The 15,503-nt window shown below is 35.2% G+C and carries 14 protein-coding genes; 9 read left to right on the top strand and 5 right to left on the bottom strand.

What is annotated here, in order from left to right:
* The first annotated feature begins 22 nt into the window (after positions 1-22).
* A complete protein-coding gene (locus LUA90_RS02615) occupies positions 23-1,444 on the top strand; it encodes a Glu/Leu/Phe/Val dehydrogenase (RefSeq protein WP_231465519.1) in 1,422 nt (473 codons plus the stop codon).
* A gap of 818 nt (positions 1,445-2,262) precedes the next feature.
* Here the strand turns inward: LUA90_RS02615 and LUA90_RS02610 are convergent.
* From LUA90_RS02610 to LUA90_RS02595, 4 genes are all read right to left on the bottom strand, one after another.
* The gene (locus LUA90_RS02610; protein WP_231490007.1) at positions 2,263-3,867 is read right to left on the bottom strand and encodes a Na+/H+ antiporter; all 1,605 of its coding nucleotides are present in this window, start codon (positions 3,865-3,867) and stop codon (positions 2,263-2,265) included.
* Between the two features lie 55 nt (positions 3,868-3,922).
* A complete protein-coding gene (locus tag LUA90_RS02605; protein WP_231490005.1) occupies positions 3,923-5,251 on the bottom strand; it encodes a hypothetical protein in 1,329 nt (442 codons plus the stop codon).
* 91 nt (positions 5,252-5,342) lie between these two features.
* Complete coding sequence (locus tag LUA90_RS02600) at positions 5,343-7,373, bottom strand: hypothetical protein (protein WP_231490003.1); 2,031 nt, start codon at positions 7,371-7,373, stop codon at positions 5,343-5,345.
* A 1-nt stretch (position 7,374) separates the two neighbouring features.
* Positions 7,375-8,058 carry a hypothetical protein gene (locus LUA90_RS02595; protein WP_231490001.1) on the bottom strand — a complete coding sequence of 228 codons (684 nt, stop codon included), beginning with the start codon at positions 8,056-8,058 and terminating at the stop codon, positions 7,375-7,377.
* 262 nt (positions 8,059-8,320) lie between these two features.
* Between LUA90_RS02595 and LUA90_RS02590 the strand changes: the two genes are divergently transcribed.
* The 8 genes from LUA90_RS02590 (at position 8,321) to LUA90_RS02555 (ending at position 14,585) form a co-directional block, all read left to right on the top strand.
* Entirely contained in the window at positions 8,321-8,755 is a 435-nt protein-coding gene (locus LUA90_RS02590) for a cytochrome c maturation protein CcmE (protein ID WP_231465530.1), read from the top strand.
* Between the two features lie 4 nt (positions 8,756-8,759).
* Positions 8,760-11,225, top strand: a complete 2,466-nt coding sequence (locus tag LUA90_RS02585; RefSeq protein WP_231465531.1) for a heme lyase CcmF/NrfE family subunit — start codon at positions 8,760-8,762, stop codon at positions 11,223-11,225.
* A 2-nt stretch (positions 11,226-11,227) separates the two neighbouring features.
* A complete protein-coding gene (locus LUA90_RS02580; RefSeq protein WP_231489999.1) occupies positions 11,228-11,992 on the top strand; it encodes a Rossmann-like and DUF2520 domain-containing protein in 765 nt (254 codons plus the stop codon).
* 40 nt (positions 11,993-12,032) lie between these two features.
* The gene (locus LUA90_RS02575; protein WP_231465535.1) at positions 12,033-12,365 is read left to right on the top strand and encodes a 2Fe-2S iron-sulfur cluster-binding protein; all 333 of its coding nucleotides are present in this window, start codon (positions 12,033-12,035) and stop codon (positions 12,363-12,365) included.
* A gap of 96 nt (positions 12,366-12,461) precedes the next feature.
* Positions 12,462-12,707, top strand: coding sequence for a Fe-S cluster assembly protein IscX (iscX, locus tag LUA90_RS02570; RefSeq protein WP_231465537.1), 246 nt, complete (start codon positions 12,462-12,464; stop codon positions 12,705-12,707).
* Positions 12,708-12,808: 101 nt separating this feature from the next.
* On the top strand, positions 12,809-13,336 hold the full coding sequence (locus tag LUA90_RS02565; RefSeq protein WP_231489997.1) for an HAD family hydrolase: 528 nt from the start codon (positions 12,809-12,811) through the stop codon (positions 13,334-13,336).
* 215 nt (positions 13,337-13,551) lie between these two features.
* The gene (locus LUA90_RS02560; RefSeq protein ID WP_231465541.1) at positions 13,552-13,938 is read left to right on the top strand and encodes a hypothetical protein; all 387 of its coding nucleotides are present in this window, start codon (positions 13,552-13,554) and stop codon (positions 13,936-13,938) included.
* A gap of 80 nt (positions 13,939-14,018) precedes the next feature.
* Positions 14,019-14,585, top strand: a complete 567-nt coding sequence (locus LUA90_RS02555) for a nucleoside triphosphate pyrophosphatase (RefSeq protein WP_231489996.1) — start codon at positions 14,019-14,021, stop codon at positions 14,583-14,585.
* Here LUA90_RS02555 and LUA90_RS02550 read toward each other — a convergent pair.
* Positions 14,575-15,501 carry an exopolyphosphatase gene (locus LUA90_RS02550; RefSeq protein WP_231489994.1) on the bottom strand — a complete coding sequence of 309 codons (927 nt, stop codon included), beginning with the start codon at positions 15,499-15,501 and terminating at the stop codon, positions 14,575-14,577. The genes LUA90_RS02555 and LUA90_RS02550 overlap by 11 nt on opposite strands.
* Positions 15,502-15,503: the final 2 nt, after the last annotated feature.

The raw sequence follows: 15,503 nt of genomic DNA, 5'->3' as shown, positions 1-15,503 counted from the left end.
CTTAATTCATAAAAAATAAATAATGGCTAATCTAGCAGACGAGAACAAGTTTTTTGCAGATGTTTGTAAGAACTTTGACAGTGCGGCTCAATTCACCAATCATCCGGAAGGTTTATTGAACCAGATTAAAGCGTGTAATAGTGTGTATCGTTTCCAATTCCCAATTCGTAGAGGAAACGGTTTTGAAGTTATCGATGCATGGCGTGTAGAACACTCGCATCACATGAGCCCAACTAAAGGTGGTATTCGTTACAGCGAAATGGTTAACGAAGATGAAGTTATGGCGCTTGCAGCCTTAATGACATACAAATGTGCCATCGTTAACGTTCCATTCGGAGGTGCCAAAGGTGGTATCAAAATCAACACAAAACAATATAGCGTAGCCGAGTTAGAAACCATTACCCGTCGTTACACTACAGAGTTAATCAAAAAGAATTTTATTGGTCCTGGCATCGACGTTCCTGCTCCTGATTATGGTTCGGGCGAACGTGAAATGAGCTGGATTGCAGATACATACATGACTATGAATCCGGGTCAGCTGGATGCTTTAGGTTGTGTTACAGGTAAACCTATTGCTTTACACGGTATCCGCGGACGAAAAGAAGCGACCGGTCGTGGTGTTGCTTATGCAGTGCGTGAGTGTGTGGATGTAGCAGAAGATATGGCTAAAATTGGCTTTAAAGCTGGTTTAGGTGATAAAAGAGTAATTGTTCAGGGTTTAGGTAACGTAGGTTATCATTCTGCTAAATTCCTTGCTGAATTTGGCGCAACCATTGTTGGCCTTTGCGAATACGAAGGTGCTATTTACAATGCTAACGGCTTAAATGTTGATGAAGTTTTTGCACACCGTAAAAACACAGGTTCAATTTTAGGTTTTCCAGGTGCTACAGATTTCAAAAATTCGATGGAAGGATTAGAGCAAGATTGCGATATCATTGTTCCGGCGGCTTTAGAAAACCAATTTACAGAACATAACATCCGTAACATTAAAGCAAAAATTATTGCTGAAGGTGCTAACGGACCGACTACACCAGAAGCTGAAGCTATTTTCACTGAAATGGGCGGTATCATTATTCCGGATATGTATTGTAATGCCGGTGGTGTTACGGTTTCATATTTCGAATGGTTAAAAAACCTTTCTCACGTAGCTTTCGGGCGTATGGAAAACCGTTATGCAGCCAACTCAAATGCTAATTTAATTGCTACTTTAGAAAACCTGACTGGTAAAACCATTCTTCCGGAACACCGTTTAATGATTGTAAAAGGTGCGTCAGAAATGGAGTTGGTAAATTCAGGTTTAGAAGATACCATGATTCATTCGTATCATGAAATTCGCGAGACTTTGCAAGTAAAACCTGGTACAGGAACTTTAAGAACTGCTGCTTTTGTTAATTCAATTGATAAAATTGCAGTTTCATATATGAACTTAGGCGTTTGGCCATAGTCAAATAGCCGTCATTGCGAACCTCGATTTTTCTTCGAGATGTGGCAATCTTTAAAAAAAATCCTTGCAGATGTATAATTTGCAAGGATTTTTTTATTTAGAAAAGGTAGAGTTCAGTTCGATGTAGGTTGGGGTTAGTCTCGCTTTCCTGCCCGTCCGGCAGGCGGGCGTTTCAATCTTTTTTAAACAACTTCTGTCATTCTGAGGAACGAAGAATCTGTTTTATCGGTTGCAGATGCTTCGTACCTCAGCAAGACAATGATATCTGCGTCATTACAATTTAAAAAGTATTTCCACATCAATCGGGTTTAAAACAACGGTCAGTTTAGCGAGTCATACATGAACGTTCGTCATTGCGAGGCACAGCCTGCCCCGACAATTCGGGGAAGCAATCTCCTTTGATTGTTGCTCTTCGAGATGTTCTGAAAGGCATCACGAAGTTTTAATAAGTGAGGATTTAAAATCCTTATTCATTTTATATTCCTGCTGCATTATACTAACATCCAGAATAGCGGATTTTGTCATCACAAGAAACGAAGAGTCCCTGTTTATTATAGGCAGATTTTTCATCGGTTGCAGATGCTTTGCCGAAGTGTCGGGATGGGTTGTGCTTCAGCATGAAATTAGTTATCAATATTTTAGGTTCGTTGCACTTAAACCGAAGCACTACAAACTTTACCTTTTAAACCTGACAGCAGCGGCAGCCCCGAATTTTTTATGAGGGCTATAGCGAATGGCGGGACTGGCGTTTCCGAAAAGCGTTCGGCCCTTCATTTTCAAAAAGAAGTTAAAGTAATGACTTGAAAAAGCCACTATAACTAAGTAATAATCCCTAATTCTTCTAAATCCAACCTCCATTCTTCCTTTCTAATTACTTCATCGTCGTAGTTTTTATTCTTCTTTAAATGATGGAGTTCATCCCTTTGTACCTTGATTAATGCGAGTACAATTTCGTGGTAAGCTTTTAAATCCCGCCTATCGATATCGCCTTTTCTAAAAGCATGAATGGTGCCTTTTTTCTCGTTTAAAGAGTGTTGCAATTCTGCTTTTAAATTTACCATTAACTCGTTATGGGTGCATTGGTCTCGGTAATCAGCATTCAATTTATCTAAAGAAAGGTCGATTAATTTAAGTTTAATTTGATTGGTTTGTTCTTGCTCAGAGAGCTTACTTTTAGGTTCAGGAATATTTAATAATTTAATAACGAATGGAAGTGTTAAGCCCTGAACAACCAGCGTAATAAAAATTACAACAAAGGTTATGAAGAGTATTAAATTTCTAAGCGGAAATGGGATTTGTTCAGAAATCATAACCGGAATAGAAAGCGCTGCGGCTAATGAAACCACGCCACGCATGCCGGCATAAATGATTACCACGAATGAATGCCAGGTCAGGTCTTTATAACGAACCCGGGTTTTTTTATTTAAAAGTTGGGTAATGCCTGCTGTAGATATTAACCATAACATGCGCACCACCAAAGCTAAAACGCTAATGCCTGCTCCATAACCTATGGCTTTTAAAATTGGGTAATCTGGACCTAAACCGTTTACAATATCGGGCAAGGCTAAACCAATTAATATAAAAACTACGCCATTAAGCATAAATACCAAAGCAGACCAAACGGAGACTGTTTTGATGCGGGATTGAGATGTTAAAATTACATGTGATTGGCTTGAAAGCAGTAAGCCACCAGAAACAACAGCCATTACACCCGATGCCTCAAAATGCTCTGCTACGATGTACATGAAATAAGGTGTAAGGAGCGTTAAAACGGTATCTATGTTATCTGTAGTGGGTAAAAAGCGATGTACTGCATAAAATATGCCGCCAATTGCCAAGCCGATAATAATGCCTAAACCAGCTACAGAAACAAAGCTGGCGGCTGCATCTTGTAATACAAATGTGCCACTTATAACTGTTGCCAAAGCAAATTTAAATACAATTAAACTGGATGCATCGTTTACCAAACTTTCGCCTTCTAACAATGCCGTAACGGTTTTGGGGATTTTTAAACCTTTTAAAACTGCTGCTGCGGCAACTGCATCGGGCGGAGAAACGATTCCGCCCAGTAAAAAACCTAACGCTAATGTAAAACCAGGTATAAAAGCTACTGAAGCGTAAGCCACGGCAACGGAGGTTATGAAAACCAATCCAACGGCCATTAAAAAGATGGCGCCTTTGTATTCCCAAAAATCTTTCCAAGAGGTAAACCAGGCAGCCTCGTAAAGTAGCGGTGGTAAAAATAGCAGGAAAACCATATTTGGGTCGATTGTTAAATGTGGCATACCCGGAATAAATCCGATTGCCAAACCAGCTAAAACCAAAAATATGGGGTAAGAAATTTTTATTTTCTGGCCAACCATAACCAATAAGGTTACCGCAAGAAGTAAAACAAGAATCAGGATTAAATTATCGTGAAGCATTTATGAGATTTTTGAAGTTAATTTACAAATTTTAAGATATTTTGAGGCTGTTTGTTTAAAAACCATTAGCCAGCTGAAATAAGGCGTTAATATTTTCATTTATTAAAGATAATTGAGCCTCTATTACAATTTTACCATACTCGGTTTTTTTTCCTTCGGCATTTAATTTTTTAAAATCTTTAAGATATCGGCTAAACATTGGTTGGTTTATTTGCTTGTTAACTTGCTCGAAATCGACATTCATGGCAAAAAAATTATTCGCTTTTTCAAATGTATTGGTGGTAGATATTTTTTTATTTGTACTTAAAACCAATTGTTTAGTATTGCCTCCAACATATATTTTGTACAATGGGAATATGGTTTTGTTTAGTGTTAAACTATCTGGATTAATATAATTTTGGCGGTTTAGGTAGTTTTTTAATCCTGGCGCATCAGCATTTATATTTATAACCAGATTTGGAATTTCCTTTGCTTGAAGCGTTATTTTTTCAACCTTCTCAAAATTATCGTTATAATCGTAAGTAATTACCGAATCGGTTTGTTGGGTTGTATTTAGCCATTCTAAATCAATATAACCCTTAAAGTATTTTGCCAAGCTATCGCTCTCCAAAATTGTATTTTTAAAATTGTAGCGTCTGTTTGGAGCCGGTAAAAAATTAGCATTTAGCCAAAAACTTACTGCAGCGTTTTTATTTGCGCTGCGATGATTTGAATTTTCCTTAAATATTAGTCCTTTAGGTTGATTGAAAATTCCGGTGAAAACAACATTTCCACTATTAAAATTTAATTCTGTAACGTTATTTTCATTTTGATAGCAAATGTGTTTATGATTGTCAATTATGCTCTTGAACTTGGTTTTCTTGATAGTTTCAAAATTCTTTTCTTTTAGAATATCGTTTAATATCAAATCATAATTGGCTATTTCATTTGTTATAACCAGGGCGGCTGCTTGTTCATTATACAAAATAACAACGTTGCCAATTTTAGATTTAGCCAAACCTAATCCGTTTGTTGCTTTGGTAATTTTGAAATGAAGAACGTTTTTTAAAAAACTTTCAAACTCTTTGTAATCTTTAACAGAAAACCTTGAAAAGAAAGCGGATGAAGATTGGTTTTGAATGGTATAAAAATAAATGCTGGCCTTAATTTTTAGTCCGTGGTTTAAGCTATTAAAATTTATTTTTTGATCGGTTTTTGGGCCGGATTTTAAATAAAAGCCTGGGTTAGAAATCATATTTAAAGCAAGGCTTTTATAAATTTCATCTACATTAACTTTTATCAGCGAAGTCGAATTTTTAGGTATAGCAACCTGATTGGCCTGGTATTGCCTGTACTTAAAAGCACCAACAAAAAAAATAAGCAGCGATAATATTATCGCTGCCATTATTTTTAAAAATTTCTTCATAATGTATTTTGCTACAGATAAACACCTTTTAACTACGAGTAATTACGTGTTTTATCTATGCTTATAATTTCTATTTAGCTGCATTCTCTATTAAAGAAAACAAATATTTTAAAGCATTTTCATGTCCGTTTGGTATTTCAGCACTAATATCAGCCGAAACCAGATTTCCTTTAATTGGGTTAGATTTCATATACACATTCCCCATCTTCCCCAAAGTTTCGTTAAATTTTTTAGCGGTTTCTTCGCCTCCAAATTCTTCTGACGGCACTTTACCAACCAAATTTTTAGCGTTAAATAAAAAACTGAAGTTATTTTTAGCCAATAAATTTTTGTGCATTTTGCTAGGTGAAGCATTAAAGCTGTTATTGCTAATGCTTTGCATTTCAATTAAAGAATTGCCAAAAAACACAATCCCATCTTTAATCATAAAATAAATATCTACCGGACTTTTTTTCTCTTCGATTTTATAGATGTTTTCTTTAACACTTACATAACTTTTGTTAATGCCATATTTAATCAACTTGTTCATCAATCTATTATCTTCTGAAGAAAACATGAATAAGAAATCTGGCAGTGTTTCTTTCTTGGTTTTGGTTACCTCTTTACGGTTATAATCATCATCATACTCGTATGATGTGTAAGTCACATCTTTGCTGTTTAATCCGTTGATAACAAATAAAGCATCTCCTTTTATTACCTCACTAACCGCTTCTTCATCTAACAAAATAGAAAATAAATCAATTCCTAATTCAATTTCTTCATCTAAACTTTTGCCTAAAAAAGAACCATAGGTTTGTTTTATAAGCTTCGGAAATTCTTCTAAATAGGCTTTGGTATCGATAGAATAACCCATAAAACCAATTGCTTTTTCGCTGTCTACATATTTCAGGAATTTTTTGTTCAGTTTCCTGTTCATTATTTTTTTGTAGGCATCAGCTTGTTCTTTGGCCAATTCTAAACCTGTAGAAATGCGAAAACTTTTACCATCCATAAACAGTTTTGCATTTAAACTGCCATAACCTTTCATTATTCCGGCTTTGCCGTATGTGCCAAATTCTGGTGCGATAGAATTATAAACATCTTGTAAACTCGAAACCCAAAGTTCGGCAATTGCTTTATTATCCAAACTTGAAGTATAAGATTTATTGTTTTCGATAGATTCGTAATTTCCAGCAAATACCTTATCTGCCTGTTCGGTCATCCAAACGAAAGCCAGCCGCTTCATTTTTGCATCTTGTTCAGCTCTTTCTTTTTGATATTCATCGTATTGCTCATCATAATTTTTTGTTACTGTAGTATCATCGCCCATGGTATCCGTCATAATAACAGCTTCCTCTTCCTCTACAATTTTTGGCTGAACTTTTTTGGCTTTGGCTGTTGCCTTCCTCTTTGCAGAACCTTTTTTGGCTTTAGCTTTTGATATTGCCCCCTTTTTTGTAACTGCCTTTTTCTGAACTTTAGCTTTAATAACCGGCGGTGCTTCTACATCTTCCACCATAACAGGTTCATCAATTGTGGTGATGTAGGTAGAATCTACAGCAACTACTGCACTATCGTTGGCATAATCGTACTTGCTTTGAAACCTTACATCTTTAATTCCGTATTTCGCCGATTTAACAGAATCAGCAAAAAAAGAACTTTTAATGCTTCCGGTTACGAAATACATCATATTATTATTCCATTTAATTATGCTGGTGCTGTCTGGCAAAATCATCGTTCTGATGTCGCCATTCGTATTTATTTTATTTTCCTTGTTATTAATTAAACTTTCAAACTTGTTAGCATCCTTAAGCGGGATAAGAAAACAATTGTATGTAATACTATCATTTAACTGATTGAAGTAATACATGTTTTTATCGAGATTGATGCCGAAATCTTCAATGCTTGTAAAGTTTTTATCGAGCGATTTAGAAGTTTCTGCAAGTAGTTTTTTGCCCACAAAAGATTCGTTAAAATCTTTAACAAACATCAACTTGAAAACATTATTACCCTTAATAGTAGCTACTGTAAAGGCATTTGCAGGTATTTTCTTAACCAAATCTTGAGCGTAAGTAAGTTTGGCGCTTATTAAAATTACCAGAGCGATGAGCAGTTTTTTCATTTTATTTAGATAATTGTATTTGATTGGAGACGTTAATTTTTCCATTTATTAAATCGGTAATGCGGCTTTTAAGCATTACGGCTTTTTTAGTTTTAGATAGATTTGATAAAGGATTACTGGCACTTGCTATGGGAGTTTCAAAACGATAAATACTGGTGTAGTTAGCGCCATTAAATACCGCTTTATCTTGGTTTTTTAGTTTGTTAAACTCAGTTTTGGCAGTGCTAACAGACTGGTATTTCCTTGAAAATGTTTTAGCGGCTTTATTATAACTGTAAGATGATGTGTTGGTTGCCTTAATTTTTTGCCTGGCCAGAATGTTTTTTGTAATGTTGTTGATGTTTGAAACATCTTTAAAGGTAAAACTGATGGTGGCGATATAGTTATTAAAATCAGCTGTGCTTTTTACATTTGTAATGCCTTCAGCTTTTTTAAGATAGGCAACCGCTTCAGCTAATTCTTGCTGAATTTTTTGCTTGCTGGGTACTTTGTAGCCCTGCACACTATCTAAAAGCATAACCGATGCAATTTTAGTTTTGCTTTGGCTCAAATTTATTGTTAATAAAACATCGCCGGTGCCATCATTTCGCATAGAAATCTCTTCAACAACTTCAAAGCACGAGCTTAATATAGGTACTATAACAAGAAATAGTAAAAGTTTATAGAACTGTTTAAGGTTCATCATAATAAGAAATTAGGTTTTGCCTGGGATGTAAATCGGGGAACGATTTTAGTTGGCCAAACTTAAAGATTTATAAGCAGTTTTTTAGGCAAATCAGAAATTATTAAGCCTTTTCTTTAGAATAGTTATAAATAGACTAGGCAAATGATTTTTAATCATACAAATCATCAGCTAATTGTCAATATAAAGACAAGAAAAATGTAAAAGAATATTCGCTAAGGCTATTTTTCTATCTTTGTTGCCAGCTTTTGAAACAACATATAAAATGAAAAAAAGTGCAATAATTGGATTGATTACCATTGCAATTTCTGTGGGAATCTTATTTAGCTTAAATGCAAATACTGATACTTATTCAAATTTTAACGAAGCATCAACTTCTGGTAAAGAGGAGCATGTAATGGGCTATTGGGAAAAATCTAAAGGTACTTATTATGATGCCATGAAAGACCCAAACCACTTCGGTTTTCACATGAAAGATGAAAAAGGAGAGGTGCGTGAAATTGTTTACAATGGAACGAAGCCACAGGATTTTGAAAAATCTGAAAAATTAGTGCTTATCGGTAAAATGAATAAGGACAAATTTTATGCGTCGAAAATATTAATGAAATGCCCGTCTAAATACAACGATAATTTGGTTGAAATCAACAAAGATGGCAAGGTGGATACGGTAGGAAAATACGGCGAGAAAAAATATAATTAATTTAATGGATATTCAATTTGTAGGCGAAAACCTGTTACCGGGTAAAATCGGACAGTTTTTTATTGTATTGGCGTTTAGTGCATCGTTACTTTCAACAATTGCATACTTTTATGCTAGTCGCGATAAAAATTTAGAAGATAAATCCTGGAGAAATCTCGGGCGAATTGGATTTTTAGTTAACTGGGCCAGTATTATTGGCATAGGTTCGGTATTGTTCTACCTAATTTTAGGTCATTACTACGAGTACAACTACGTTTACGATCATTCATCAAAACAACTTCCTGTTTATTATATCATTTCTGCTTTTTGGGAAGGACAAGAAGGAAGCTTTTGGCTTTGGGCATTTTGGCAATCGTTTTTAGGTGCTTTATTAATCTGGAAAGCCAAAGATTGGGAAAGCCCGGTAATGGCAGTTGTTGCATTTTCTCAAGTATTTTTAACATCGATGTTATTAGGTGTTGAAATTTTTGGCGAAAGAATCGGAAGTTCTCCATTTATCCTGTTAAGAGATGCAGTAGACTTAAAATCGCAGGCTCCTGTGGTTTTTGCTAATCCGGAAAATTTTAAAAACTACCTTAAATTTATAACCGATGGTAAAGGTTTAAATCCATTACTGCAAAATTATTGGATGGTTATTCACCCGCCAACATTATTCTTAGGTTTTGCAAGTATGGTAGTTCCATTTGCTTACGCAATTGCTGCTTTATGGCAAAAAAGATATAAAGAGTGGATTAAGCCTGCAATGCCATGGACGCTTTTCGCGGTTATGATTTTAGGAACGGGAATTATTATGGGTTCTTTCTGGGCTTACGAGGCACTAAACTTTGGTGGTTTCTGGGCCTGGGATCCGGTTGAAAATGCATCATTAATCCCATGGTTAACCTTAATTGGTGCGGTACACGTAATGATTGCCTTTAAAAATACTGGCCATGCTTATTTTACGGCAATTGTATTGGTATTTTTAAGTTTCTTGTTGGTGCTTTACGCATCATTCTTAACCAGAAGTGGCATATTAGGCGATACATCTGTACACTCATTTACAGATTTGGGCATGTTCGGCCATCTCGTATTATATAATGTTGTATTTGCTGTTATCGCAGCTGTTTTAATCGTAAAACGATGGAAAGAACTTCCAATAACAACTAAAGATGAAGAAACTTATTCTCGCGAATTTTGGATGTTTATTGGCGCTTTAGTAGTAACAGTTGCCTGTATTCAGGTTATATTTTCTACTTCAGTACCGGTGTTTAATAAAGCTTTTGGCACTAATTTTTCTCCTCCAATTGATGCAATAAAATATTACAATCAATGGCAGGCACCCTTTGCGGTCTTGATTACCTTAATTTCAGGTTTTTCTCAATACTTGAAATACAAAAGAACCGACCCGCGTAAATTTTACAGTAGCTTAGTTTCGGCAATTTTATTCTCGTTAGTTATAACCGCTGCAGTTGTGTACATAACTGATATCTACACCAACACCATGTACATTCTGATTACTTTCAGCTGTATGTTTGCTATTTTATCTAATGCCAGTATTTTATATCAGGCTTTTGGTGGAAAGGCAAAATTGGCAGGTTCTGCAGTAGCGCATATTGGTTTTGCATTGTTAATTCTTGGTGCTTTAATTTCAGCGGCAACCAATAAGCCTTTATCCATTAACAGTAATAATTTTATTCCGGTTAAGGATTTTGAAAAAACTGAGAAGCCTGGTGAAAATATTATGCTTTACAAAAATGAGCCTAAGCAGATGGGCAAGTACACTGTAACTTATGTTAGCGATACAGTGCAGGCGCCAAATACCACGTACACTTTAAATTTTAAAGTAATGGATAAGGAAGGCAAGGTTAAGGAAGACTTTGATTTACATCCACATGTACAGGATAATGAAAAGATGGGTTTAATCGCATCTCCTGATACAAAACATTACTTAACTTATGATGTGTATACGCACATTACCAGTGCAGCCATTAGGAAAGAATCTCACGATGATCATGAAGGTCATTCGGATGATGAAAACTATAAAGCACCTCGTATTATAAAGGTTTCAGAGGGAGACACTGTTCACACTTCGAGTGGAATTATTACCGTTAAAGGCTTAAATAATAAACCTGTAGCTAAAGATTTAGCTTTAGCAAAAGGTGATTTTGCAGTCGGTTTGCCTTTAGAAATTAATTCAAGCGGAAAAATTTATAATACGGAGCCAATTTTTTTAATTAAAGGAAACAATACATTTGATTTTGGCCGGAAGATTGACGAATTGGATTTAAAATTCCGTTTTACCCGTGTATTGCCTGATGAGAAGAAAGTTGAACTTCAGATTTTTGAAAAACCTCAGCAAGCAAAGGATTGGGTGGTGTTTAAGGCGATTGAATTTCCTTTTATAAACCTTTATTGGGCAGGTACTATTGTAATGGTTATAGGTTTCTTACTATCTATTTTCAGAAGAAGAAAAGAAGCTAAAATTGCATAAGTATGGATATCGTATTATTAGGTTCTGGAAATGTTGCCACACATTTAGCCAAGGCATTGGTAGCCAAAGGCGAAAATATTGTTCAGGTTTACAGTCAGAATTTAAATAATGCTCAACAGCTTGCTAATGAGGTAGATGCAGAAGCGATTTCGAACTACGCAGATTTAGTAAGCACAGCTGATTTATATATTATCTCGGTAAAAGATGATGCAATTGATGAAGTTGCAGCTAAACTTTCGGGTATTAATGGCATGGTGGCACATACATCGGGCACTACAGATATTAATGTTTTGTCGAGGCATGGCCTAAAAAGCGGCGTTTTTTATCCTTTACAAACTTTTTCTAAGGGTAAATCTATTTCTTTTGAAAATATTCCACTCTGTATTGAGGCAGATTCAAAAGATAATTTATTTCAATTAGAACATTTAGCAAATAAGCTAACAAATAGCGTTTATTTATTAGATGGAGCGAAGCGTAAGGTTTTACATTTAACTGCGGTTTTTGCCTGCAATTTTCCAAATCATTTATATGCCCTGGCTGCCCAGATTTTAAATATTAACAATCTTGAGTTTGATATTATAAGACCACTAATTGCTGAAACAGCAGATAAAGTGATGACGAATATGCCAGTTGATGTTCAAACCGGACCGGCTATTCGTAATGATCAAAACACTATAAACGAGCATTTAAACATGTTAAGTAGCCTGCCGGCATTGCAGGATATTTATCAAACTTTAAGCAACAGCATTAAAATAACACATAAATAGCACAATTGCGGCTTTTGCTTATTACTTTTGCAACACAATTATGAGCATTTTTAAACTAAAAATAAATTTTGAAGAAGCAGATCACGAATCGGTAGAATTACCAATTGCAGCCGGTGAATCTGTTTTAGATGTTTGCCTTGATAATGGTATTGATTTACAACACAACTGTGGCGGTGTTTGTGGTTGCAGCACATGCCATGTTTATGTAACCAAGGGTATGGATAACATCGAAGAAATTTCTGATAAGGAAGAAGATTTTATCGATAGAGCTGTTCGTCCGCGAATTACTTCTCGCCTGGGTTGTCAATGCATTATAATTAATGGTGATATCGAGGTTACCATTCCAGATCAATCTGGTTTTATGGGCCATTAGTCAGTCTGGAGTATTTAGTCCGAAGTGTATAGAAGTAAGCATGTTCACACCTGTCGGCTAACAATTAAAACATTTAACTTTACAATCTAACATAACATGAATAACGATAAATTTGCATTACCATTTTACTGGAACGATTATGAAGATATTGCAATGTCTTTGTATGAAAAATTTGGTGACGAATTTGGAGAAACAAAAATTTACCGCATTCGCTTTACCGAGTTATTAGAATGGGTTTTATCATTACCAAACTTTAAAGGTACCCGCGAAGAAAGTAATGAAGGTCATTTAGAGCAAATACAATCTGCCTGGGTTTACGAGTGGAGAGATAACCAAGATTAGTTTTGTTTTGGGCTTCGTGTTGCCTATTATAAGTTTAGGAAATCTAAATACGAAGCTTAGCTTCTCAACTTTTACCTCGTAACTTTTCAACCTACAGCAAGATGTTTCTTCAAAAGCTAAAAGAAATTACCACATTCATTTTTGATGTTGATGGTGTTTTAACTGATGGTTCTGTTCAGGTAACAGATAACGGACAATCGCTTAGAACTTTTAACATTAAGGATGGTTATGCGATGCAGTTAGCTGTAAAAAAGGGTTATAATGTTTGTATAATTTCTGGCGGAGACGGTATTGCAATGGCTAAACGTTTCTTTAATCTCGGTATTAAAGATGTTTTCTTAGCTGCCGGCGATAAAGTAGAAATTTTTAATAATTACCTGAAGGAAAATCATATTAACGCCTTAGAAGTTTTATACATGGGCGATGATATTCCGGATTTGAAGGTTATGAAATTGGTAGGTTTACCAACTTGCCCTGCAGATGCTGTAGAAGAAATAAAAGCCATTTCAACATTTATATCGCCATATAATGGTGGCAAAACTGCGGTACGCGACATTATCGAAAAAGTAATGAAAGTACAAGGCAAATGGTATGATGAAAATCCGCTGGCCGTAGATTCTGGGAAATAGCCCATTTTCAAAATTAATCAATCCTCAAGCTAAGCTGAATTCACTAGCATTGTTTTTTAATGTTTTGAAACCCAATTTTTACTTGTTCAAAATTTGTGTTTTAAGCAAATAAATATACTGGACTTTTAATCGTAATAACTAAGTTACAACATCGGGTTAAACCTTTACTAATTGCAGAACTCCAATAAGTCTAAATTCAACTAAAAACAAATAAGATGAAAAAATTAATGATGATTTGTGCTTTGTTATTTTCAGTAATAACTTATGCAAATGCTCAGCAAGGTGGCGGACGTATGGGTGGTACACCTGAAGAGCGTGCTAAAAGAAGTACGGATATGTTAGCTGAAAAATTAAAACTTAGCGACGAGCAAAAAACTAAAGTTTTGGCAATTTACACCGCTCAAGGTGCAGAAATGGCAAAAGCTAGAGAAGCAGCAGCTGGCGACATGTCGGGTATGAGAGAGAAAATGACGAAAATGAATGAAGAAACCAACACCAAAATTGATGGTGTTTTAACAGCAGAACAAAAACCTGCTTTTAAAGCTTGGTTAGATGAACGCAAAAAAGCAATGGAAGCCCGTATGCAAGGTGGCGGACAATAATTCTTAGTAAAAAATTTGAATAAGAAAGCGGCTTTAGGTCGCTTTTCTTATTTTTGCCTCATTCAAATTAGATATTTATAATGCTTCAGGATTTATCAATTGTACTCGCCTCAAAATCGCCACGCCGGCAAGAACTTTTAAAGCTTATGGGCTTAAATTTTAAAGTAGAGTTAAAAGATGTAGATGAAAGCTATCCTGAAAATTTAAAACCTGAAGAAATTGCTGTTTACATCTCCGAACAAAAAGCTAAAGCCTTTAAGTTTGAGCATGAAATTGTGATAACTGCTGATACAATTGTGGCTTTAAATGGCGAGATTTTGGGTAAACCAAAAAACAGAGAACATGCACAGGAAATGCTTGCTAAATTATCAGGAAACAAACACGAGGTTTACACAGGTGTTACCATCGTAAAAGGCGATAAAATTTCATCATTTTATGATAAAACCGAAGTTGAATGTAGATTGGTAAGTAGTGAAGAAATAGATTTTTACATTGATAATTTTAAACCTTACGATAAGGCTGGTAGTTATGGCGTGCAAGATTGGTGGGGTTTGGCAGTTGTAAAACGCATGAATGGCTCATACACTAATGTGATGGGCTTGCCTACTGAAAAATTGTACGCAGCATTACTAAAATTTACTTTATAGATTTAATCATTGAAGCAAGAACACCCATTTTCAAATCATAAGTAGATAATTTTAGCTGATTAATTTTTGTTCGGCCTAATACGTAATTCGTTAACAGGGCCGCAATTACAATCATATCTACCCTTAAAGGAATAAGGCCCGGCAATTCTGTTCTTTGCTGATGAGTACTGTTTAGTAGCCTCAAAGTGGTTTCTATGTAGTCATCATAATTAAAATCGTACGTTTTAATGTTTTCGATTGATATATTTTGGTTATTTTTTATGATGATAAGCTCTGCAAATGTTTCAAATGCACCCGCAGAACCAATTAAAATTTGTGGCTGATGCTTTTCGCAAATCTCAAATAAATCTTGCAATTGGGTTTGTATGAGGAAGAGGATAGCATTTTTATCCTCATCAGAAATTGGGTCTGATTTAAAAAATTGCTGAAGCAAGCGAGCTGCACCAATGTTGTAACTCTTTTTCCAAATTAATGATTGTGTATCGCAGAGAATAAATTCTACGCTTCCGCCGCCAATATCCATTATTAACGATAGATCTTTTATCGCTCCGCTAAGTTTAACGGACTTGTAAATCAGTTCAGCTTCTTCTTCGCCTGTTATGGTTTCAATTTCTATTAAAGCTTCATTTTTTGCAGCGTTTACAAAATCTTGGCTATTTTTTGCACTTCTTACAGCAGAGGTTGCAGTTGCTCTTAATCTATCAACATTAAATCCATCTATCGTTTTGCGAAATCCCTTTAAAGCATTAATGCCTCTATCAAATGCAAGGGGAATAATTAAATTTTCATTTATTTTTCCTTCTCCAAGTTTTACAGCAACATTGGTTTTATAAATTAACTCAAATTTTTCATTTACAAATTCTGCAATTATTAAATGAAATGTATTTGTACCTATATCTATTACCGCAAAACGCATGT

It is taken from the genome of Pedobacter sp. Leaf170 (assembly GCF_920984665.1).
Classification (GTDB): Bacteria; Bacteroidota; Bacteroidia; order Sphingobacteriales; family Sphingobacteriaceae; genus Pedobacter.
The sequence above is the reverse complement of the archived record's forward strand: the minus strand, read 5'-3'. Positions and strand labels throughout refer to the sequence as shown.

Excerpts from the sequence above, each read along its gene's own strand:
- LUA90_RS02615 (WP_231465519.1), top strand. The coding sequence starts at position 23 with ATGGCTAATCTAGCAGACGAGAACAAGTTTTTTGCAGATGTTTGTAAG.
- LUA90_RS02610 (WP_231490007.1), bottom strand. The coding sequence starts at position 3,867 with ATGCTTCACGATAATTTAATCCTGATTCTTGTTTTACTTCTTGCGGTA.
- LUA90_RS02605 (WP_231490005.1), bottom strand. The coding sequence starts at position 5,251 with ATGGCAGCGATAATATTATCGCTGCTTATTTTTTTTGTTGGTGCTTTT.
- LUA90_RS02600 (WP_231490003.1), bottom strand. The coding sequence starts at position 7,373 with ATGAAAAAACTGCTCATCGCTCTGGTAATTTTAATAAGCGCCAAACTT.
- LUA90_RS02595 (WP_231490001.1), bottom strand. The coding sequence starts at position 8,058 with ATGATGAACCTTAAACAGTTCTATAAACTTTTACTATTTCTTGTTATA.
- LUA90_RS02590 (WP_231465530.1), top strand. The coding sequence starts at position 8,321 with ATGAAAAAAAGTGCAATAATTGGATTGATTACCATTGCAATTTCTGTG.
- LUA90_RS02585 (WP_231465531.1), top strand. The coding sequence starts at position 8,760 with ATGGATATTCAATTTGTAGGCGAAAACCTGTTACCGGGTAAAATCGGA.
- LUA90_RS02580 (WP_231489999.1), top strand. The coding sequence starts at position 11,228 with ATGGATATCGTATTATTAGGTTCTGGAAATGTTGCCACACATTTAGCC.
- LUA90_RS02575 (WP_231465535.1), top strand. The coding sequence starts at position 12,033 with ATGAGCATTTTTAAACTAAAAATAAATTTTGAAGAAGCAGATCACGAA.
- iscX (WP_231465537.1), top strand. The coding sequence starts at position 12,462 with ATGAATAACGATAAATTTGCATTACCATTTTACTGGAACGATTATGAA.
- LUA90_RS02565 (WP_231489997.1), top strand. The coding sequence starts at position 12,809 with ATGTTTCTTCAAAAGCTAAAAGAAATTACCACATTCATTTTTGATGTT.
- LUA90_RS02560 (WP_231465541.1), top strand. The coding sequence starts at position 13,552 with ATGAAAAAATTAATGATGATTTGTGCTTTGTTATTTTCAGTAATAACT.
- LUA90_RS02555 (WP_231489996.1), top strand. The coding sequence starts at position 14,019 with ATGCTTCAGGATTTATCAATTGTACTCGCCTCAAAATCGCCACGCCGG.
- LUA90_RS02550 (WP_231489994.1), bottom strand. The coding sequence starts at position 15,501 with ATGCGTTTTGCGGTAATAGATATAGGTACAAATACATTTCATTTAATA.